Source organism: Cellulophaga baltica (assembly GCF_900102165.1).
GTDB classification, from domain to species: domain Bacteria; phylum Bacteroidota; class Bacteroidia; order Flavobacteriales; family Flavobacteriaceae; genus Cellulophaga; species Cellulophaga baltica.
On record NZ_FNBD01000011.1, the window covers coordinates 1 to 22,633 of the forward strand.

22 protein-coding genes are annotated in these 22,633 nt (G+C 32.7%); 17 read left to right on the top strand and 5 right to left on the bottom strand.

Annotation, left to right across the window (positions count from 1 at the left end):
- Together BLQ19_RS16475 and BLQ19_RS16480 are read right to left on the bottom strand one after the other, a co-directional pair.
- Nucleotides 1–253 (bottom strand): transposase (locus BLQ19_RS16475; protein ID WP_074539066.1); only part of this gene is annotated, 253 nt, incomplete at its 3' end.
- Nucleotides 254–306: 53 nt separating this feature from the next.
- Nucleotides 307–2,106 (bottom strand): right-handed parallel beta-helix repeat-containing protein, encoded by a 1,800-nt coding sequence (locus BLQ19_RS16480; protein ID WP_074539067.1) that lies wholly within the window; start codon nt 2,104–2,106, stop codon nt 307–309.
- 219 nt (nt 2,107–2,325) lie between these two features.
- Here BLQ19_RS16480 and BLQ19_RS16485 point away from each other — a divergent pair, with 219 nt between their 5' ends.
- Nucleotides 2,326–3,333 (top strand): hypothetical protein, encoded by a 1,008-nt coding sequence (locus BLQ19_RS16485; protein WP_074539068.1) that lies wholly within the window; start codon nt 2,326–2,328, stop codon nt 3,331–3,333.
- Between the two features lie 146 nt (nt 3,334–3,479).
- Here BLQ19_RS16485 and BLQ19_RS16490 read toward each other — a convergent pair whose 3' ends face one another.
- Together BLQ19_RS16490 and BLQ19_RS16495 are read right to left on the bottom strand one after the other, a co-directional pair.
- On the bottom strand, nt 3,480–5,423 hold the full coding sequence (locus BLQ19_RS16490) for a sigma 54-interacting response regulator (RefSeq protein ID WP_074539137.1): 1,944 nt from the start codon (nt 5,421–5,423) through the stop codon (nt 3,480–3,482).
- Nucleotides 5,424–5,454: 31 nt separating this feature from the next.
- The gene (locus BLQ19_RS16495) at nt 5,455–7,704 is read right to left on the bottom strand and encodes a tetratricopeptide repeat-containing sensor histidine kinase (protein ID WP_074539069.1); all 2,250 of its coding nucleotides are present in this window, start codon (nt 7,702–7,704) and stop codon (nt 5,455–5,457) included.
- Between the two features lie 360 nt (nt 7,705–8,064).
- Here BLQ19_RS16495 and BLQ19_RS16500 point away from each other — a divergent pair, with 360 nt between their 5' ends.
- The 16 genes from BLQ19_RS16500 to BLQ19_RS16575 all read left to right on the top strand — a co-directional run bounded on the left by BLQ19_RS16500 (nt 8,065) and on the right by BLQ19_RS16575 (nt 21,499).
- Nucleotides 8,065–9,105 carry an alpha/beta hydrolase gene (locus BLQ19_RS16500; protein WP_081954922.1) on the top strand — a complete coding sequence of 347 codons (1,041 nt, stop codon included), beginning with the start codon at nt 8,065–8,067 and terminating at the stop codon, nt 9,103–9,105.
- A gap of 25 nt (nt 9,106–9,130) precedes the next feature.
- Nucleotides 9,131–9,952 (top strand): alpha/beta fold hydrolase, encoded by an 822-nt coding sequence (locus BLQ19_RS16505; protein ID WP_029446124.1) that lies wholly within the window; start codon nt 9,131–9,133, stop codon nt 9,950–9,952.
- 84 nt (nt 9,953–10,036) lie between these two features.
- Nucleotides 10,037–10,615, top strand: a complete 579-nt coding sequence (locus BLQ19_RS16510) for a Crp/Fnr family transcriptional regulator (protein ID WP_024480351.1) — start codon at nt 10,037–10,039, stop codon at nt 10,613–10,615.
- 197 nt (nt 10,616–10,812) lie between these two features.
- Nucleotides 10,813–11,598 (top strand): alpha/beta fold hydrolase, encoded by a 786-nt coding sequence (locus BLQ19_RS16515; protein ID WP_074539070.1) that lies wholly within the window; start codon nt 10,813–10,815, stop codon nt 11,596–11,598.
- A gap of 142 nt (nt 11,599–11,740) precedes the next feature.
- On the top strand, nt 11,741–12,271 hold the full coding sequence (locus BLQ19_RS16520; protein ID WP_029448825.1) for a YceI family protein: 531 nt from the start codon (nt 11,741–11,743) through the stop codon (nt 12,269–12,271).
- Between the two features lie 42 nt (nt 12,272–12,313).
- The gene (locus BLQ19_RS16525; protein ID WP_074539071.1) at nt 12,314–13,006 is read left to right on the top strand and encodes a hydrolase; all 693 of its coding nucleotides are present in this window, start codon (nt 12,314–12,316) and stop codon (nt 13,004–13,006) included.
- Between the two features lie 51 nt (nt 13,007–13,057).
- Nucleotides 13,058–14,851, top strand: a complete 1,794-nt coding sequence (locus BLQ19_RS16530) for an amidohydrolase (protein ID WP_074539072.1) — start codon at nt 13,058–13,060, stop codon at nt 14,849–14,851.
- Nucleotides 14,851–15,150: a hypothetical protein gene (locus BLQ19_RS16535; RefSeq protein ID WP_024480346.1), complete on the top strand. Its 300-nt coding sequence runs from the start codon at nt 14,851–14,853 to the stop codon at nt 15,148–15,150. The genes BLQ19_RS16530 and BLQ19_RS16535 overlap by 1 nt, the downstream gene beginning before the upstream one ends.
- Nucleotides 15,151–15,162: 12 nt before the next feature.
- Nucleotides 15,163–15,597, top strand: coding sequence for a DoxX family protein (locus tag BLQ19_RS16540; RefSeq protein WP_074539073.1), 435 nt, complete (start codon nt 15,163–15,165; stop codon nt 15,595–15,597).
- Nucleotides 15,594–16,043, top strand: a complete 450-nt coding sequence (locus BLQ19_RS16545) for a DMT family transporter (RefSeq protein WP_024480344.1) — start codon at nt 15,594–15,596, stop codon at nt 16,041–16,043. Before BLQ19_RS16540 ends, BLQ19_RS16545 begins: the two co-directional genes overlap by 4 nt.
- Nucleotides 16,044–16,047: 4 nt before the next feature.
- Entirely contained in the window at nt 16,048–17,406 is a 1,359-nt protein-coding gene (locus BLQ19_RS16550; protein WP_074539074.1) for an alginate export family protein, read from the top strand.
- Nucleotides 17,407–17,488: 82 nt separating this feature from the next.
- A complete protein-coding gene (locus BLQ19_RS16555; protein ID WP_025614800.1) occupies nt 17,489–18,421 on the top strand; it encodes a ring-cleaving dioxygenase in 933 nt (310 codons plus the stop codon).
- A 6-nt stretch (nt 18,422–18,427) separates the two neighbouring features.
- Nucleotides 18,428–19,051 carry an alpha/beta hydrolase gene (locus BLQ19_RS16560; protein WP_074539075.1) on the top strand — a complete coding sequence of 208 codons (624 nt, stop codon included), beginning with the start codon at nt 18,428–18,430 and terminating at the stop codon, nt 19,049–19,051.
- Nucleotides 19,052–19,255 (top strand): hypothetical protein, encoded by a 204-nt coding sequence (locus tag BLQ19_RS16565; RefSeq protein ID WP_074539076.1) that lies wholly within the window; start codon nt 19,052–19,054, stop codon nt 19,253–19,255.
- Nucleotides 19,256–19,290: 35 nt separating this feature from the next.
- Nucleotides 19,291–20,931 carry an FAD-dependent oxidoreductase gene (locus tag BLQ19_RS16570; protein ID WP_074539077.1) on the top strand — a complete coding sequence of 547 codons (1,641 nt, stop codon included), beginning with the start codon at nt 19,291–19,293 and terminating at the stop codon, nt 20,929–20,931.
- 1 nt (nt 20,932) lies between these two features.
- The gene (locus tag BLQ19_RS16575) at nt 20,933–21,499 is read left to right on the top strand and encodes a TMEM175 family protein (protein WP_074539078.1); all 567 of its coding nucleotides are present in this window, start codon (nt 20,933–20,935) and stop codon (nt 21,497–21,499) included.
- 14 nt (nt 21,500–21,513) lie between these two features.
- Here the strand turns inward: BLQ19_RS16575 and BLQ19_RS16580 are convergent, their stop codons facing one another.
- Nucleotides 21,514–22,509, bottom strand: coding sequence for a hypothetical protein (locus BLQ19_RS16580; RefSeq protein ID WP_074539079.1), 996 nt, complete (start codon nt 22,507–22,509; stop codon nt 21,514–21,516).
- Nucleotides 22,510–22,633: the final 124 nt, after the last annotated feature.

Consider the following 22,633-nt stretch of genomic DNA (forward strand, 5'->3'; position numbering starts at 1 on the left):
ACAATACGTCTTTAAGCATCTTATTATCAAGACTCACATCAGCATACATCTGTTTAAGTTTATTGTTCTCTTCTTCAAGTTCTTTTAAACGTTTAAGCTGCTGTTGTTCCATACCGCCGTACTTCTTGCGCCAATAGTAGAAAGTGCTTTTGTCAATTCCTAATTCTCTAGATAAATCACCTACGGATCTTCCTTGTTCATTTTCCTTAAGAGCTTTAATAATCTGGCTCTCGCTAAATTTGCTGTTTTTCATTGTGACAGTTTGAATTTAAAGTTAGTAAATTCGAATTATAAACTGTCCTATTTTTAGGGAAGCCTACAAATATATATTCCTTTTTTAACTACTGTTATTTCCTTTGGCTTATAATTAACGATGACTTCTCGTCGCATTTTTTGAATTATCCCATTTTTATATTCAACAATATCCTGATAAGCAGCACACTCAATTTTCCACTCTCCTTCTAACTTTCCATCAATAATTTCTCCGTAACCACTATAATTTTCTACAGACGAAGATTTCTCGTCTAAAAAAATGTAGAAATCATTCCTATCAGAAAAGTTTAACTTATGCAGACCTTTTAGAAGATGCCCATTAACAGAAAATTCATTTGTTTTTTTATTGTACTTAATATCTTTATCCGAACGCTCAATATAATTTAAACCTGCTATAGAAGTTCTATTAAAATGCGTTAATAAAGTATCAGTTTCTTTATTGTACCTATTGTCTACTATTACGTTTTCCTTTTTTGTAAATGCAGTATTGCCTTTGTTAAAGTCATAAAAATCGATATTATCCTTAAATGATACTTCTTCTAACGATATTTCAGTTTCTTTATAGTCACTGTCTTCATCTTTATCAATTATATACTTATTTGAAATGGACCTATTATTTATAAAATCTGTACTCTTTATTTTTACTTTAGAATTAGAAATTAAATTAATAATATCGTCTTCAAAATTATTATTTGTAATTAATGAGTTATCAATATTGAAAATATTATCTTGTTTACCGTCACTTTCAATTAAAGAAGAGGTTTCATTATCTGTAATATAACATTCTGAAATATTAATTTGGTTTATACAATCTACATATGTTTCATAATCAAAACCAGAAGCATCAAACATTGCTTCAGATAACTCATTGCCATAAATATCGCACCTTTTAAGGTTAATATATTTTGTATCATGGCTACGAATTATATAACTATGATTATTATAAAAATCACAATTGAAAAAATTTAAACTTTCAGATTCACTTGCATGAATCGCAGTTAACCCTGAACCATCAAAACTTGAGTTTTGAAAATAAAAATTATCACAATTAGAAAAACTCAAAACATCTCCGCCGCAACTGGAGACATTTTTATGGTAAAAATTAATATTGTCTATGTAAATATTACTAGAGTTTTTAAATTCAATAACATTTGCTTCTTGTTTTTCTGTGAAAAAATCTACAAGATTTTTACCCTTAATTTCTAAATCTAAAAAATTAGAGAACACCAATGTTTCTGCAAAATCATCGGCATAATAAATTAGATGAGAACCTTCTTCATCCTCTATACTCTCTATAATTTCTTTTCCTTTATCTAAGTTTATCTCTTTGGCATCTACAATAATAGTTCTGTTAGACCTAAGAGCTTTAAAAAATTCTTGTTCATTTTTAACAACTACAGTGTCTGTATATATGTTAGACTCTTTTGTGTAATATTTATAATCTAAATAGCCATCAAAAATTCGTCCTTTAACATAATCGTTTTTATCTTGATAGACTACTTCTACCCATTGACCATAAACATTAACCCTATTCATTACATTCATAGTTTCAAAATCACGAAACTTAGTAACTAAGACTTCTGCTCCAAATGGTATTGCTCCTAATTTAGTCTCCTTAATAGTATCTTTTAAAACAGTACCCGTTTTACTATTAATTATAGCCTTATAAAGGTAATCTCCCTCATATTTTTTTACTAGCGTATTTTTATTAGTCCTTTTTGTAATTGTATCATTTACAAGAATAGGATTATTATTTTGAGTAGTTTTATTTTCTTTCTTACAAGAAATAGTAACTAAAAATACACTAAAGTATAATAAAATATTCCTTTTCATTTGAAGTATTTTTTTTTAGACAAACATATGAAAACTAAACCCGTACACAACTAGCCTTATACTAATAACACCAATTTCTTATTATGTTTTTAATATGCACCAAAAAATATCCACAAAGACTACTTAGAACGTATTATGAAAAAAACCTTAGCTTTAAAAGCTTATAACCCGTTAACATACCTCTTCTTAAAACAAGCAAATTTTTGATCACTTTAATACATGAAAAAGACCATCTTATTCATTTTAGTTCTAGTTGGTGCCCTACACGCATTAATAGCCCAGCAACACAAAACACATACCACGGTTATAGATTTTAATAAGGATACCGTATTAGATACTCTTATCCACTTTAATGAATATGGAAGTTATTGTGGTGGTAGCGACCTTACCATCATTAATGGTAAAACCAAAGAAAAATTCTTCTTAACAGATCAAGGCTGTTACTCTAGCTTTACGAGATTCGTAAGAGTACCCACTGCTCTAAACTCAAAAGCAAATGCTGCTTTTTTAAAAGTAGTAAAAGACACCTTACTGCCTAAAGAAAGAGATAGCTTAGATAGTTCCCTAAAATGGATATGGAGTGGTTCCTTATCCTTACAACAACCCAAAGAACATCCTTTTTTTGACCGCATAGCCACTCCTAAGACTCTTTGGATACCCAACCCACTTACCGTACCAGAACCGTATTACATCACGATTACTGGTGATAGTTTGCAAAAAATAGCGCCAATATTCGGGCCTTCTTATGATGAGAAATTCAATACTGCCTTTTTGGTCTATTACCCATCTATGCTATCTAAAGAGAAATTAGCACATAACACACCTATCCTAAAAAATAATACCTATGAAATTTACAACACACCCCATTCCGTTTACGTAAAAAAAGGAACTAGCTATAAATGGTTGTTTATCTCTGATAATGGTGTTATGGGGGCACCGGGCAAACTTAGATGGGAAGCTATTGAACAAATTCAATTAATAGATAACTACCTCATCATTCATCAAAATTTACCCCCAGATCCTATTTATAATATTTTAATTGTAAATATCGAGACACAGCATGTGGCGCGTTTAAAATTTGAACCTTGCCACGAAACTATGACCAATAAAAGAGGTATGGACACTTTTGAAATTAGAAATAAAAAGCTACTATTCACAGCGTATGGCGATCCTAAGGTGAGAAAAATACCCCTAAAAAAACTCTTCAAAGCTTTAGACCAATCTTAACGAAGGGCCTAAGTGTAGTAATTTATCAAAGGCTTGGGCTTTACCATGCTCCTACCCTCTATCTATAGCATACAGCTCGGTAGCTTATTGTAGTGCTAATCATTTTATTTAATACAGCTTCATAATATACACTACAACAGCGGCAACTATTCTTCTGAAAAAATTTCTTTTTTGCGTATTCCCAATTTCTTGATTTTTGAATTTAAAGTGGATGTGGGTAAATTTAATAGTTCTGCTGCTCCCCCTTTACCTGAAATTTTTCCATGGCTGCTTTTCAATGTTTTTAAAATAAATTCTCTTTCCATTTCTTCTAAAGAAAGTATTTGCGCACCCTCAATTACATTGAAATTAGCTGTTTTTTTAGTTAAAGGCGCATATAGATCATCGATAATTTCATGCGGAGACATTAGTATACTGCGTTCAATGTAGTTTTCTAATTCACGAATATTTCCTGGCCATTGGTAATTCATCATTTTCTTCAAAACTCGAGAGGAGAATCTCATTTGTTTTGAGGTAAACTTAGAAATAAAAAAATCTACCAATAGTGGGATGTCTTCTGGGCGCTCTTTTAAAGATGGAATATTAATAGGAAAAACATGTAATCTATAATATAAATCTAACCTAAAACGGCCCGCCTCTACCTCTTCCTCTAAATTTCTATTTGTAGCGGCTATTATCCGGACGTCTAAAGGAATTGTTACATTACTTCCTATTTTTTCAATTTCTTTCTCTTGAAGTACTCGTAAAAGTTTAACTTGCGATGCCAGTGACATTTCTCCAATTTCATCTAAAAAAAGAGTTCCGCCATTTGCTTGTTCAAACTTTCCAATTCTTTTTTCCGCAGCCCCTGTGAATGAGCCTTTTTCATGACCGAAGAGAATAGATTCTATTAAATCACTAGGAATAGCTGCACAGTTGACCGTTACAAGCGGATGATGATCTCGACCTGAATGTTTATGGATGCTTTTGGCTATTAATTCTTTTCCTGTACCACTTTCACCCATCACCAATACAGATGTTCTCATTGGCGCAACATTTTTAATAGCTTCAAAAACGTTTAATAGCGCTGAACTTTTACCTATAATTTCGTTAAATTCTTCTGATTGTTTTTTCTTTAAGATAGGCTTACGCTTCTCTGGTATAACTTCCTGGAAATTCTCTTCTATAAGTTTAGACTCCGTTAAATGCAAGACTATAGTTCTTAATCTATTCGATAAATTAGTCAACACCCATAACAATTCGCTTCCGAAAAGTTTTTCTTTCTTATTATAGAAAGAGAGTGTGAAGAGATGATCAGTGTCTCCAACTATAGGAATTTCCAACAAAGATTGAACATGAAAAGAATCAACTATCAATTTTACTAAGCTATTTTTAACTACTAAATCTTCTAACAATTCATTCTCATAAATAGCAGTTGTGTGTGAACTCTCATGATCTCTAAAGACTTTCTCTAAATCATTTTTTGATAGATTAGAAATATTTTCTAATTCGTTGATTCCTATAATCTGAAATTCCTTATGACCAGTTCTATAAAAACCTAGTATTTTATTTTTTTTGGTATTTAAGGATCTTAGAGCTATTTGCAAATAATCAATTGGGATGGTCACTTGAAATGCTTTGGCAACATCAAGAAAAACGTCCTCCCATCGGGTACCGTTCAATGTAATTAGAGAAAGTTCTTTCTCAATTTTAGATTGTAACTGATGTTGATAATCAAAACTATGCTTATGGTGGTAGGCTGCTATTTCTAAAGCTACAAGCACATCTTTAGCCCTAAAAGGCTTTACTAAAAAACCATATGGCTTTGTCTTTTTAGCTTCATCAAGTATTGTTTTATTAGAATTTGCAGAAAGATATATAAACGGAATTCCTATTTTCTGAAGTTTTTTAGCTAGGTCAATTCCAGATAACTTCCCTCTTAATCTAATATCAAGTAATACAATGTTAGGTCTTTTTTTTTCAATAGATATCATAGCCATCTCTACAGAAGGCACGGTTCCTGTAACCAAATACCCTTTTTTCTGTAAAGTTTTAGAAAGATCATTGGCAACTATAAATTCATCCTCTACAATTAATATTTCCAAGTTCATAATCCTAACTTTTCTGTATTGTTTCTCAAATTTAAAAGTTTTTAATTTCTGTGTCAAAATTAATCTCAATAGCTACACCATCACAATTTTTAATAATGCAAGTACCTCCCAATTGTTCTGATAATCCTTTAATTAAAGACATACCTAAGGAAGTAGTATTTCTAAAATCAAAATCTTTGGGCAAACCAATACCAGAATCTTTAATTAAAATAAAACAAGTATTCTCTATTGTTTTCAATCCAATTTCTATAATTCCTTCTCCTTTATGAGGAAAGGCGTATTTAATGGCGTTAGTTATCGCTTCATTCAAAATTAACCCTACAGGCACAGATTGTTGTTCATCCAATAAAGTATCATCCATATTAAATATAAATTCTACGGAATCCAAAAGGTCAAAACTATCTACCAAATATGCTATAAGATCTTCAATATATGAACTCATTAAAATTTGAGTTATATTTTCATTCTTGTACAATTTTTGATGAATTAAAGATATGGCATATAACCTATTTTGACTATTCCGTATGGCAATTAAAGCTTCTTCACTATTAATATAATCAGATTGCGTGTTCAGCAAGCTCATTACTATTTGAAGATTATTTTTTACACGGTGATGTACTTCTTTAAGCAACCATTCTTTTTCATTTAAAAGCTTTTGTAAAGATGCATTTTGTTGGGCAATTTCTCCCTTTTGACTCGTTAATTTTCGGTTGCTTTTTTGTTTATGACTATAACTTTTATATAATAAAATGCTGACTATTACAAACAATATAAGACCTCCAAAAATATAGTTTTTAGTTATCGTTGTTTTCCTCAACTTACTAGATTGTAACAAACCATCATTAGTCAGTTGCTTAATTTCATTTTCTTTTTTTTCCGTTTCATATTGAATTTGTATTTCTTCAATTTGCCTACTTTTTGTTTCATTAAAAATGAGATCATTTAGTTGTTTATAATTTTGATAACGCTTAATTGCCTCTAAAAAACTGCCCTGTGCAGAATCTATTTTGAATAATAATAAATTTGCCTCTTTAATTTTAGATTTCGCGGCTATTCCGCTAGGAACATTTAAAGATTCTAGTAGGTATGTTTTGGCTTTTTCATATTGGCGTCTATCTAAATAAAATGCTCCTACTTCTAGATTAGCTTCTGAGACAAGCACCAAGTACACATCGTCTTTGATTTTTTTAAAAAAATCCATCATGGTCAAATACTCAATCTCCGCATTTTCATAATCGTTTATGGCGCAGAAATACTTTGCATTTACACTGGCATAAATAGCCCTATCATAAAATGTTTTTGGAGGTCTATTTTTATAGACCTCATGTATTAAAAGCCTAGCTTCTTCATTTTTATGAACTGTTATAAGCTCAGAGCACAAATAATTAAGATACCTATACAAATCATTAGTTCCTAAATAGGTATTAGTATCATAATTTTTTAACGCCTTACGATACCACAAAATACTTTTTTCATGCACTCCTAATTCTCTATAATTATCTGCTACAATGCTATAAAAATAGGATTCAAACCTAATGTCATTAGTTTCAATCATCCCATCAACACCTTTTAATGCATAGAATAGAGCCTTGTTAAAATCGCCCTGTAATCTATTGATTACAGTTAATAAATTATACGTATGATGCACTCCTATAAACCCAATTTTTTCATATTCATCTACAACATGAATTAATTCATTTTCTGCTTCATCTAATTTCCCCTCATTTAAATGTACATCTGCAATATTTTTAATTGTAGTAATTTCCTTTTCCTTTAATCCTAGAATTTTGTAAAGTTTCAATGCTCTAGTAAAATAATCGACGTTCCGTTCTTTTAGGGGGTTTTTTAAATTTAATATACTATGTATCCTAATCCCTAATTCACTCAAAGTTTCTGCTTCTTTCTTAAGTTGTTTGGTCCTATGATAATATGCTATGGCTTTATGATAATATAACTCGGCTTTTTGAAAATCTTTTTCCTCAAAACCAATTTCTCCATAAAAAAAATAAGTTTCATGAATATATTTGTCATTGCCTATTTTATTACTCAGCTTTAACGCTTTTTCAAAGTAATAATTAGCACTATCTAAATCTACTTTATAGCTGAAAGGTTTATATAAATAGTTACGTCCACTAGCTAATAAATCTTCAATACTATCAATATCTGCCTTTACCCTAGGATGTTGAAAATCTAGAGCTTCTTCTTGTCTTTGCGTTTTTTTTTGACATGCAAGAATCAAAAAAAGTAACAGCGGTAATAGGAATCTGTAGTTTTTTCCCATAAAAGTAAAATGAAGTATATGCCCTCTGTAAAGTTAATTAAAAAATACTCTTAGCATACCTTCAAAAACACTGCCATTATCTAAATAGCTCAAAAACAAATTAGTACAGTCTCTTCTCAAAATCACATAATTGATATGCAACAAAATTCGTCGCTAATTATTGAAATTTCGCTAATTAAAATGAATCAAAAAAATACAATCTATTGTATTACAATTAATTAACCAAAAGGCACGCCATTTGATTTACAATCCGAAAGTTCTAAACTAAAACTTTCTTGTCTTAGTTCAATGCATAGCAGCACCATATAAACCACTTTTGAAAAAAAAATATTTTAATCGTAATCAAAAAAAAGGAACATTATGAAATCAATTTTAAAAACTATAGTCCTCACGGGTATTATAAGTGCCCAGAGCATTCAATTGCATGCTCAAGTAACAGATTATAAAACCGACACACATTTAGCTACGGGTGTCAAAGAATTTTTAGAAGTATTGAATGCTCCTGGTGGCACACCTCTTGAGTTACGTTCTAAAGAAGATGCCAGGCAAGTATTATTAGGCGCACAAGCTGGAGTAAAGGTTGATCTTTCTGGTATTGAAGAATCTATAAAAACAATTTCACAAGATGGCTATACCCTTAAATTAAATCTAGTACGCCCTAAAGGGGTTAAAGAAAAACTTCCCGTATTCATTTTCATTCATGGCGGCGGATGGATACTAGGCGATTACCCAACACACCAAAGATTTGTACGAGATTTGGTGGTTGAAACAGGTTTTGAAGCGGTTTTTGTTAATTATACCCCTTCCCCAGAAGCCAAATATCCTACAGCAATAAATGAAATTTACGCTGCCACAAAATGGGTAGCTGCTCATGGAAATGAAATTAATGTTGATGGAAATAACCTGGCCGTTGTAGGCAATAGTGTTGGCGGTAATATGACTGCAGTAACGGCATTAAAAGCCCTTGAAAATAAGGGCCCTAAAATAAAGGCTTTAGTCATGTTTTGGCCCATAGTAGCTGCAAATTTTGATACAGAATCTTACAGGTTATATGGTAAAGATAGATTTTTAACCACCTCGGTTATGAAATGGATGTATGACCAATATACGACTGATTTAAAACAAAGACAAGAAGTATATGCATCTCCATTAAATGCTTCTATAGCGCAATTAAAAGATTTTCCTCCAACCCTAATTCAAGTAGCAGAAAATGATATTTTGAGAGATGAAGGAGAAGCCTTTGGCCGTAAGCTAAATGAAGCCGGAGTAAAGGTATCTACTATAAGGTATAATGGTATGATTCACGATTTTGGTTTATTAAATGCTTTAGCAGATTTACCTAGCACTAAAACAATGATATCACAAGCTGCGACGGAATTAAAAAAACATCTTAAAAATTAAGTTTATTAATATTAAAACGATAAAAATGGGAACACTTAAATTAAAAGACGGAACAGAAATCTACTATAAAGATTGGGGAACAGGGCAACCCCTTGTTTTTCATCATGGCTGGCCCTTATCTAGCGATGACTGGGATGCACAAATGCTATTTTTCGTCAATAAAGGATATAGAGTTATTGCCCATGACCGAAGAGGACATGGTAGATCTAGTCAAACTGCTTTTGGCAATAATATGGATACGTATGCCTCGGATGTGGATGAATTGGTTACTGCTTTAAATTTAAAAAATGCTGTCCATATTGGTCATTCTACAGGGGGTGGTGAAGTAATTAGATATGCCGCTAAATATGGAAAAGGAAGAATTGCCAAAGCGGTACTTATAAGTGCCGTAACGCCTATTATGGTAAAGACGAAAGACTATCCAAACAATGTTCCTATGGAAGTTTTTGATGAAATTAGGTTCAACACTGCAACCAATAGAAATCAATATTTTCAAGACTTTACTCTTCCTTTTTTTGGTTTTAACCGAGAAGGAGCAAAAGTATCTCAGGGGGTTAGAGACAATTGGTGGCGCCAAGGTATGATGGGAGGAATAAAAGCACACTATGATTGTATCGCAGCATTTTCGGAAACAGACTTTACCGAAGATTTAAAAAGCGTTGAAATCCCCGTACTTGTAATGCATGGGGAAGATGATCAAATAGTTCCGATAGACTTGACAGCTAAATTGGCTATTGGTCTTTTAAAAAATGGTTCTCTAATCACTTATCCCGGATTTCCACATGGTATGCCTACCACTGAAGCTGCTACGATTAATAAAGACCTCTTAGCTTTCATTTCTGCTTAATAAAAATAAAAAAGTAGTAGTCTTAGCCGTAATTATTATGTACGGCTAAGACTTTTTATTTATAATAAATTTTAACTTTAACACATGTATTCAGAAATAGACCATAATATATCAAAACATGTTTCATTCACTTCCGAAGAATTAAAAATCTTCCATGCTCTTCTAGAGGAAAAATCCGTTTCTAAAAAAGAATTTTTACTAAAAGAAGGTGATTTTTGCGATTTTGAAGGCTTTGTTCTCAAAGGCTGCCTAAGAAAATATTATATTAATGAAAATGGCATGGAAGTTATTGTCCAATTTGCTATTGAAGACAGTTGGATAAGCGATATCGCCAGTTTTTCAGAACACAAACCTAGCCACTTTTTTATTGAGGCACTGGAGGATTGTAAACTCTTGATACTAAATCCTAGCAAAAAAGAAGAATTACTTTCTAAAATACCAAAATTTGAACGTGTTTTTCGCATACTTGTACAACGTAACCTTTCCGTTACCCAAGACCGTTTGGTTAATACCATTGCTAAAACGGCGCCAGAAAAGTATTTAGATTTTTTAGAGCACTACCCTTCTATTCCCCAAAGAGTCGCACAACATTATATTGCTTCCTATTTAGGCATCTCCGCAGAATTTTTAAGCAAAGTTAGGACAAGACTTTCAAAATCTTAGTGCAAATAAGCCCCAAAAGTTTTTAAAATTTCAAAAGAAATTATTCATATACCGCCATTCATTACTTCGATTAGCGAAATAAAACCACACACCAAATTTAAACAAAATACAAAGTATTAATTACCAGATAATTAGCTATTTGGCATTTATTTTGACCTATAAAAATGAGTTTTTATCTCTAAAATATTGGTTGATTTATGCGTTCAAAAGGCAAGGTTTTTTTCATCACTGGTGCATTTGTAAATACCTCGTGCTGGGATAATTGGAAACTATTTTTTCATAAACATGGCTATACGATTCAGATTCCTATTTGGCCCCACAAAGATGAAAGTAATCAAGTGCTTTTAAAGCGACATCCAGATTTGGTATTAGGACAATTATCCTTAGAGGAACTGTTTCAGTATTTCGTAGCGATAATTGAAAAAGAACAAGAAAAGCCCATCGTTATTGGTCATTCATTAGGTGGGCTTATCGTACAATATTTGCTGCAAGAGAATCTAGCTTCTTTAGGTGTGGCTATTCATTCTATTCCTCCAAAAGGCATATATACACTTCATTTTTCTTTATATAAATCACTATGGAACCCTTTAGGTTTTTTTAAATATAAAAACACAACACACTTAATGTCATTTAAAGATTGGCAATATGCCTATACCAACGGAATGACGCTGAAGGAACAAAAGGATAGTTATGAAAAGTATATTATTCCAGAATCAAGAAGAGTGCTTAGAGATTTATTAACTGTAACCGCTAAGATAGCGTACAAAAAAAAGTTAGCACCATTACTTTTCATTGCCGGAGAAAAAGATCATATGATACCCGCATCCTTGAATTATTTAAATTATAAAAAATACCGCAAAAATACATCTATAACCAATTATAAAGAGTTTGAAGAAATTAATCATTTCGTATTAGGCCAACAAAAATGGCAAGAAATAGCAGCCTATTGTCTTAACTGGATAGAACAAAATAATACACTTTAAATGCTATGAAATATTTCTTTCTTGTCCTAGTTCAATGCACACGATTTGGATAAGCTGCAATTTTGTAATGTAATATTAAGGCATTCGATAGCGATGCTAAAATGAAAATCATTCAAATAATAAAACTTTAAAAATTAAAATTATGACAACTACAAAATGGTCAATTGACCCAACTCATTCAGAAATCGGATTTAAAGTAAAACATATGATGTTTACCAATGTATCTGGAAAATTTGAAAAATTTGAGGCAACCGCAGAAACAGAAGATGGTTTTTTTACAAATACAAACTTTGAATTTACTGCAGAAACAAATTCTATAACCACTGGTAATGTAGACAGAGACAAACATTTATTAAGTGCTGACTTCTTTGATGTTGAAAATTACCCAGAAATTAGGTTCAAATCTACTTCATACTCAAAAATTTCTGAAAGTAATTATACCCTAAAAGGAGATTTAACACTCAGAGGAATCACAAAGCCTGTACGCTTAGATGCTGAATTTCATGGAACTGCAAACGATCCTTGGGGAAATAAAAAAGCTGGCTTTGGACTTACAGGAAAGATCAATAGAAAAGACTGGGGATTAAACTGGAATTCTGCTCTTGAAGCTGGAGGAGTTCTGGTTGGTGAAGAAATTAAATTAAACATTGAATTACAATTTATTAAAGCATAACCCACAATTAAATAATAATAATAATACCTAAAACTAAAAATTATGAGAACATTTAAATTAACATTCTTAACTATTGTTGCATTAACAGTAAATGCTTTTGGACAGCAACCTAGTCCTGAATTACTAAGTCCAACAAACCATGCCTTGGTTTTAATAGATCATGAAGGTCAAATGGCCTTTGCTACTTCTAGTATTTCTATTACTGAATTGAGAAATAACACCGCAATTGTAGCTGGAGCATCAAAAATATTTAAGGTACCAACTGTTGTAACAACCGTTGCTGAAGATTCTTTTAGTGGTCCTGTATTTCCAGAAATTGAAGTGTTTTATCCTCAAGCTACTTCAAATTATATTGATAGAACTACTATGAATACTTGGGAAGATGTAAATGCTCACAAAGCCATTACAGGAAAAGGGAAGAAAAAATTGGTTTTAGCTGGCTTATGGACCAGTGTATGTATTGTTGGTCCTGCATTATCTGCTATTGCTGAAGGTTATGACGTGTATGTAATTACAGATGCTAGTGGAGATGTTTCTAAAGAAGCACATGAGCAAGCAATTACTCGTATGGTACAGGCAGGGGTTAAACCAATGACCTCTATTCAATACTTATTAGAGTTACAAAGAGATTGGTCACGTGGAGAAACATATGGTCCTGTTACAGATTTGGTTAAGAAATATGGTGGTGCTTACGGATTTGGAATTGTATATGCTCAAAAAATGGTGAAACATTAATATTAGTTTAAACAGCCTTGAAAACTCAAGGCTGTTTAACTCTATATACCTATGAAAACAAGCTATAACTTAATAGTTGTCTTTGCTCTTGTATTTATTACAGCCTGCAAAAACAAAACAGAACGACCCGTAGATACTAAAGTAGATTTAATCGTATATAATGCCAAGGTCACTACAGATAAAGAAGGGATATTCTCTGAAGCATTTGCTATAAAAGACGGAAACTTTTATAGAATTGGAACTTCTGATGAAATTTTGAAACTTAAAGGAGATAGTACTCACATACTAGATGCCAAAGGGAAAACGATTATTCCTGGTCTAAATGATTCGCACACCCATCTTATTAGAGAAGGTATTAATTACAACAATGAACTACGTTGGGATGGTGTTACTTCTATTGACGTTGCACTACAAATGTTAAAGGAGCAAGCTGCTAGAACACCCGAAGGCCAATGGATTCGAGTAATTGGCGGTTGGGGAGCTTATCAATTTGAAGAAAAACGTTTACCCACACTTGAAGAAATAAATGAGGCCGTTCCTGACAAACCTGTGTACATTATGTATTTGTATTCCCTAGGATATCTTAACCAAAAAGGCATTGAAACCTTGGGTTATAATGCTTCTACCCAATATCCGGGTGGTGAAATAGAATTAAAAAATGGCCAACCTACAGGGCTTTTAGTAGCAAAACCTAGTGCTTTAATCTTATATAAAACACTCACAAAATTACCAAAATTATCTCCTGAAGAACAAGAAAATGCCACACAACACTATTATAGAGAATTAAATAGATTAGGTGTAACTAGTGCCATTGATGCAGGTGGTGGTGGACAGTATTATCCTAATAATTATAGTATTTCTAAAAAATTAGCTGCTGAAGGAAAATTAAATGTAAGAACAGCCTACTATCTATTTGCTGTTGACAAAGGGACCGAGTTAGATTTTTTTAAAACGTGGACAAGCCAGCTCACTCCAGGAACTAACGACGATATGTTTAAACCAAATGGCTATACTTACCACGGTGCTGGTGAAAACTTAACTTGGGAAGCTGCAGATTTTGAAAATTTTTTAGAGCCCAGACCAGAATTACATGAAAATATGGAAGAAGAGCTTGATTCTATAGTGACCGTAATTGCAAAAAATCAAACCTCTTTTAGAATACATGCTACTTACAATGAATCTATTGAGCGTTTTTTAAATGTGTTTGAAAAAGTAGATAAAATACATCCCTTTTTACATAAGGTTAGATGGACTATTGATCATGCAGAAACAATAAATGAAGCCAATTTAAAAAGAATAAAAGAAATGGGTGGCGGTATTGCTATTCAGGATAGAATGCTTTTTCAAGGGGAATACTTTGTAGAACGTTATGGAGCGGAAGCTGCTAAACACACCCCTCCTATTTCAAAAATAATAGCGATGGGGATTCCTATAGGCTTTGGTACTGATGGTACTCGGGTATCTAGTTATAATCCTATGCTGACTTTGTATTGGGCGGTTTCCGGAAAAACATGGGGTGGTTTGCAATTATATGATGAAAGCAATAAGATTTCAAGATATAAAGCCTTGGAAATTTTAACAAACGGCAGTGCATGGTTTTCTAACGAAGAAACCTTAAAAGGGTTTATTAAAGAGGGTATGTATGCCGATTTTGTAATTCTTGCTGATGATTATTTTACAATTCCTGAGGAAAACATTAAAAATCTAACCTCAGACCTTACAGTTGTTAACGGAAAAGTGGTTTTTGCGAAAAATGATTTTAAGGGATTAGATCCCGAAGTACCAGTTATCATTCCAGAATGGTCTCCTGTAAAATACTATGGTGGATATCAAAATAAAAAATAATGGATACGTACGACACTTTATCTGAAGCAATAAAAGAAAAGCAAGAAGAAGGCTATACGTATGATTTTAATCTTAAAAATTCCTACTTAGAATGCCTTTTGATACAAGAAAAATATAATGTGACAGATTTTAACGTGGATGCTTTTTATAGGTTTGAAGGTGATTCTAATCCAGACGATTCTTCCATACTATATGCGATTCAAACCAATTCAGGTATCAAAGGCTTATTGGTAGATGCCTATAGTATGTATAGTGAAGCACTATCTTCTGAAATGATTCAAAAACTGACAATACGGTAATTTTATATAATTATGAAGAAGTTAATTAAAATATGCGTTACAACAAATTTAGAGGGGAAACCTGCACATGTTGCCCTGCTATTCTTTAGGGTTTTTATAGCGCTAGAATTAATGATTGTTCATGGTTTTAAAAAAATAGGTATCGGAGTGAATAGCCCTGAAGTGGTGCCAAATCCTTTAGGGCTTCCCGAAAATAGTAATGAATTGATCGCAATACTTGCCAATCTTGGGTTTCCCATATTTATTATTGTTGGTTTCTGTACTAGGGTAGCAACCCTACCCATTTTGTGCGTTACTTTAATAGGTTTAGTTGTAGTACATGTACATGATTCTTTGCTCATTAAAGACGTGCCATTTATGTATTCCGTAGTATTTCTTTTTCTTCTTGTCGTAGGTCCTGGTAATTACTCAATTGATGCTATTATTTACAAAAAATATTTAAAATGAAAACACAATTAATTCCCATTCTCTTGGCTATTATTGCAGGAGCAGTTTTACCCTTTCAAGCAGTTTTAAATATTCAATTAGGCAAAACGGTTCAACAACCTGTATTCGCTGCTTTCGCTTCTTTTGTTCTAGGAGCCATAGGATTGTTTATTTATTTAATCATTATAAAATTTGATTTTTCAACAATAATTCTAGCCAGAAATGCTTCTCCTGTGGTTTGGCTTGCTGGTATCTTGGGTGCTTTTTATGTAGCCGCAGTAATTATTTTAGCCCCAAAATTAGGAACCGCACTTACCTTTGGGTTAGTGGTTGCGGGCCAAATGACCATTTCATTAATTCTTGACCATCATGGTTTGTTAGGACTGCCTGTAAAGCAAATAAACTGGCAACGTATTTTGGGAATTATCATGCTTCTATTAGGGGTTATCATCATTAGAAAATACTAAGTTTATGCATCTCTCTTGGTCACTTTTCATCTCATTTCTTTTATTTTCTTGTCTAATTTATTCTCAAGAAAATAAACAAATCCAATTTAAACTGTTAGGGCAGGATGATGAGATGTCATTTTTAAGTGAAAAGGAAAGCAAATCAGTGTATGAAAAATTAAAATGGATTGATTTAAAAAACAATAATTCACTCTCCTTTGGTGGTAGTTATCGGTTTCAGGCAGAAAGCTTTATCAACGAAAATTTTAATCATCAAGGCGCTCAAGATAATATATGGTATTTAAATAGAATACTTCTCCATGCGCTTTTTAAAATAAATCAAAAATTTGATGCCTACATAGAATTAAGTTCAAGCACTGCAATTGGCAAAACGAATGTTTCACCCGTAGATAAAGATCTTTTGGCCGTAAACCAGGCATTTGCTGCCTATTATTTTAATAGTAATTGGAGTTTACTACTAGGAAGAGAAAACCTAGGGTTTGGTAGTAGAAGACTTGTAGATGTTCGTGAAGGACCTAATGTTAGACGCTCTTTTGATTTGGCACGCATAGACTATAAAAATGAAACAACAAAACTCACCACATTTTTTGCGATACCTGTAAAAAATAAAGAAGGCGCTTTTGATAATGATTATGTAAAGTCTTCTGAAACTTTTTCTGGAGTTTATCTAAGCAAAAATTTCCATAAGTATATAAATTTTGATATATATGGCTTCTATCAAAAAGATGATGATGTCACCTATGCCATTGGTACTGCAGATGAACGGCGTTATACTTTTGGCGGCCGATATTTTGGATCCTACAAAAACGTCACTTTCAATAACGAAGCTGCCTATCAATTAGGGCTCTTTGGAAATAATAAGATCAATGCTTACACGCTATCTTTAAACGCCGAATATGCCACCAAATTTATCGGTGACAAAACTACAATCGGACTTAAAACCGAGTTGATTAGCGGAGATAAGAATAGGAATGATAATCGTCTAAATACTTTTGACGCGTTGTACCCTAGAGGTGCTTATTTTGGTAGAGTTGCACGTTTTGGTCCGTCTAATTTAATAGATATACATCCGTATATCAATACAATTTACTCCAAATATTATGTAGCGATAGATTATGATGTGTTTTGGAGGTATTCTAAAAACGATGGAGTTTATGATGCTGCATTGTTTTTACAATATCCTTCAACAAATACTAGTGCATTTATTGGGCACCAAATTGGTACCGTGACTGGCTTTAATTTCACAAATCATTTAAATATTGAGCTAGAAACTAATATCATTATTCCTGGTAATTTTTTAAAACAAAATGGGGCAACAGCCTCACTCTTTCACTCCGTATTAACGGCAGAATATAAATTTTAAAACTAATGCTTACTTGTCCTAGTTCAATGCACACGGTTTAGAATTCTAGTAATTTTGAATAACAAATTAAAATAAAGAAATCATGGATAATAAAATACAAGGATTACACCACATTACCGCAATAGCAGGTGATGCCAAAAAAAATTTTAAATTTTATACAGAAATATTAGGTCTTAGATTTATTAAAAAGACCGTAAATTTTGATGACCCTAAAACCTACCATTTCTATTTTGGAGATGAAATAGGGAGTGCAGGGACCATACTTACATTTTTCCCTTGGGGTACTGGTATTCCTCAAGGAAGAAGAGGGTCTGGCATGGCTACTGAAATTGGTTATTCTATACCTAAAGGAAGTATTAATTTTTGGATAGATCGCTTTGAAAAACACAATGTTATCTATAACAAACCTGCCGTTAAATTTGGAGAAAAGTACCTGACCTTTTTAGATCCAGATGGCTTAAAATTTGAGCTTATAGAAACTGATGATTCCAGAAAACCGTGGACAACAGATGAAGTTACTTTTGAAAACGCAACTCGAGGTTTTCATAACATTACACTTACTCTAAATGATATTAAGGGAACAGCTAATGTACTCACTTCTATCTTTGGATATACCCTAGTTTCTCAAGAATCTAACCGATATAGATATGCTATTGATAGTGTTGATAATGCTGCTATTGTTGATTTAGTACAGATCCCAACAGAAAAAAGAGGGCATGTAGCAAACGGGACTGTGCACCACGTAGCTTTTAGAGTAAAAGATGACGAAACTTTAATGATGTTTCGTGAGAAAGTAGAAGCCGCTGGTTTAAATATTACCCCACAAATTGATAGAAATTATTTCCATTCGCTTTATTTCAGAGAACCAGGAGGTGTTTTATTTGAAATAGCTACAGATAATCCTGGATTTATGGTAGATGAACCTGTTGAAGAATTAGGTAAAAATTTAAAACTCCCTGCTCAGTATGAATATCGTAGAGATGAAATAGAAAATCATTTAGTAAAATTAAACTAAGATATTATGAAATATCAACCGTTAAAATATATTTATAAAGCTACCGAAAACCCTGAAGCAAGTACATTGTTACTGCTTCATGGTACTGGTGGAGATGAAAATGATTTACTTCCATTAGCAAAGAATTTTGGTTCTCACTTTAATATTTTGAGTGTTAGAGGTAATGTTTTAGAGCATGGAATGCCTCGTTTTTTTAGACGCTTAGGAATGGGGGTTTTTGATGAGAAAGATGTAGAATTTAGAACCCATGAATTAGTATCCTTTTTAAAAGATACTGCAAAAAATGAAGGTTTTGATACCACTAAAATAATTGCTCTAGGATATTCTAATGGTGCAAATATCGCAGGCGCTATTTTAGTACACTATCCCAATCTTTTACATGGAGCCATACTTTTTAGACCTATGCTTCCATACCAACAAATGCCATTTTTTAAAACAGATAAAAATGTAAATGTATTTATTAGTTCTGGAAAGTTAGACACAATGGTAAGCAATTCTGAAATTGATATGTATACCTCCCTTTTAAAAAAAGGAAACTTTATTGTTAAACATCACAGACTAAATACAGGCCACAATTTAAAGGAAGAAGATATATCCTTAGCTGCAAAATGGACACAAAAATTATTCTAAATGAATTTTGTTATTACACCAGTATATGAGAGCAAAAAAGAGGCATCTCATTTTGAGAACCTTAAAATTCTTTTAAAAACGCAAGGTAAAATAGGTTTCTTATCTGGAGCAATAAAAAGTGAATTTGTAGGCTTTATGCCTATTCAAAATAATAAAATTGCCAATTATTTACTAAAATATAATCCTGTGATATCTTATAATTAAGAAGATATCACAATCTCATTTTAAAAACTAATGTTATGCTAGAGCCACAAAATAATGTTCCAAAACTAAGCGAAAAGCAACTACTTGTATTAGCAAATTACGGAACCAAAATAAAAGTAAAAGCAAACGCTGTTTTAATAAATGAAGGAGTTAAAAATTTTGACTTTTATGTAATCCTCAAAGGAAAAGTGGCTATATATGACCCTTTTAATCCAAAGGAGCCCGTGGCAATACATAAAAAAAATGGATTTACGGGAGATAGTGACATGCTCTCTGATAGGGCTTCAATATTTAGAGCAGTTGCACTAACCGATATAGAAGTACTCAAAATAACACAGACAGCACTAAAAAAAATTCTTCTCGAAGACGCTAGTCTAAACACCTTGCTAATATCTGCCTTTTTATTACGAAGAGAAAAAATTTCTAAGAACGAAGGAGGAGTCATATTGATAGGTTCAAAATTCTCTTCAAAAAGTTTTGAAGCAAGAGATTTTTTAACTAAAAATCATATTAGGCATATCTGGGTAGAGCTCGAAAAAGACGATAATACCAAAAAAATTACTAAAAATTTCAAACTCAAAATAGAAGATATCCCAATACTTATCAGTACAAATTTAGAGGTCCTTAAAAACGTAACTATAGAAGATATTGCTTTTAAAATGGGCTTAAGTTCTCCTATTCAAAATAGAATATATCAAGTAATGGTTGTTGGAGCAGGTCCTGCTGGCTTAGCAGCTAGTGTATACGGAGCATCAGAAGGTTTAGATACTATTGCTTTAGATAAATTAGGCCCTGGAGGCCAAGCAGGTACAACCTCTAAAATTGAAAATTACTTAGGTTTTCCAACCGGAATTTCTGGGAGCGAATTAGCAAATAAGGCCTATTTACAAGCTCAAAAATTTGGTTGCACCATATCCATACCCTGTGAGGCAAAAAAACTTAGCATCTATTCTACTTATTTTGAACTCACTTTAAGTGATGACTCTACTATTAAATCCAAATCAGTTATTGCAGCTACCGGTGCAAAATATAGAGATCTCGCTATTGAAAATATTTCTTACTTCAAAGGAAGAGGCGTTTACCATAGCGCTACGGCTATGGAAGCAAGTAATTGCAAAAAAGAAGACATTATCGTAATTGTAGGAGGAGGCAACTCTGCAGGACAAGCTGCTATTTATATGGCCGATTATGCCACAGAAATTCATATCCTGATCCGTGGAAAAAACCTATCTAAAAGCATGTCTTCATACCTGATTAATAGGATTGATAGTAATCCTAAAATAAAAATACATCCACACACAGAAATTTTTAAATTAGAAGGTGATAATTATTTGGAACGCATTCACTTAAAAAATAATTTATCGAAGGAAGTTAAATCCATGGATGTAAACCATTTATTTCTATTTCTTGGAGCAATCCCAACGAATAATTGGTTGCCTTCTGCTGTTTGTAAAGATTCTAAAGGGTTTATTATTACAGGAAATGATTTAACAAAAGAACAATTGGAAGATTCTAAATGGCTTTTAGAAAGAAGCCCTTTTCCTTTAGAAACTTGTATTCCAGGACTCTTTGCTACAGGAGATTTAAGAAGCGGATCTACGAAAAGAGTGGCATCTTCTGTTGGAGAAGGTGCTATGGCCATAAGTTATATTCACAGTTATCTTAAAAATAATTAAAATGACAACAACTAGATTAGAAGCTTTTAGTGATGGGGTTTTAGCCATAATCATTACTATAATGGTATTAGAATTAAAGATTCCTGAAGGACACGATTTCAGCAGTCTAAAACCCTTATTCCCCACTATAATAACCTATGTACTTAGTTTTATTTATATTGGGATTTATTGGAATAACCACCACCACTTATTACATCTAACCAAAGAAGTTAATGGAAAAATATTATGGGCCAATTTACACCTCTTATTTTGGCTTTCGCTATTGCCATTTGCTACTGGGTATATGGGCGAAAATCATTTTGAAAAAATACCCACGGCTATTTATGGTTTTATATTATTGATGGCTAGTTTAGCATGGACTATATTGCTCCTAACCATCAAATATTCCGATAAGAAAAAATCCAACCCCTTTACCTTTTTAAATTTTAAAAAAATTATTATTTCAAATATTTTTTATGCCATCGCAACCCTTATCAGTTTCTTTTTCCCTCTAGTTGCAGGTATTATTTATATTGGGATTGCTGTTTTATGGTTTATTCCAAATAAAAAAATAGAAGAGAGCATCTAAATATATTCGAAAACTTACGCCAGTGCTAAAAACCTAGGTATTTCTTTGGCCAAAATATCCTCCATAAGAATACTATTAGCTGTAGCAACAAAGCTTACTTGTTTTACGCTCCCTTTCTTCAAATTCCAATACATAAGCGTATAGCCAGTAACTGGAGAAACCCAAACACCTAGTTGTTGTTGCTTTGCTTCCTTTTTTGTTTTCTTAGCTTCTGTAAATTCAATATACAACACCTTAGAAAAATCTTGGGGGTTCACATACGTGTCAAAATGATCATACAGTTGCTGCGTAGGATAACTCTTTTCTAAATAGGTCTGTAGCTCCTTGGTAAGCGTCTCTCTTACCGTTTCAAAGTCAGTAGCTCCTGTATATAGTTTTAAGGTTCTAAAGCGCCAATTACCATCTTCTTGTACTAACTCTCGCACTAAGGAAATCGCATTTTTATGTGGATACCTTATGACCAGTGGCAGTTCATGATAATACCCTAGAAACTCAGAATCTTCGGCTTTAAACAAGCTTAAAAAATAATCCGATTTCTCTAAAACCTCAGCTTCCGTAAATGGCGCTTCAAGCGTAAAAAACACCTCATTATAATCCCACAAGAGCGCTACGCCAAGAGGCTTCATTTTTGCTGAAATAACATCGTGAATTTCTACTAGCTTAATGCGGGCTACGTACCGTTCATGAAAAGTGAATCCGTCTGGGTAATCAGGAGGAAGATCTGTTTGTATTGCCACGGTCTTCGCATCAAACTTAATAAATAGTTCTACCCTGGGCTCTTTTTTCTGATATACGCTTACCCTGAAACAATTAGGATTCATATTGCTTGTATTAAAAAATCGCCTTAAATCCGTATACCCTAAGAGGTCTCCATAATTGGCTGCTAAAAAGGTTTCGAAGTTTTTAGCAGCTACCTTTTCCGTCAACATATATTTTGCTTTCAGGCTGTAAAAAACCACGACCAATAAAATAAGGATGCCTACTAACACCTCTTTAAATCCTATCTCCATAAAGTCAAATGTACTCTATCATTTTCTAATGACAATCACGGAATTCCGTGAAGAGATACTACTTAAAAATCGGCCACTGTATCTTATAGAAAATCATTCTTTAGTATTCACAAACCCAACTATA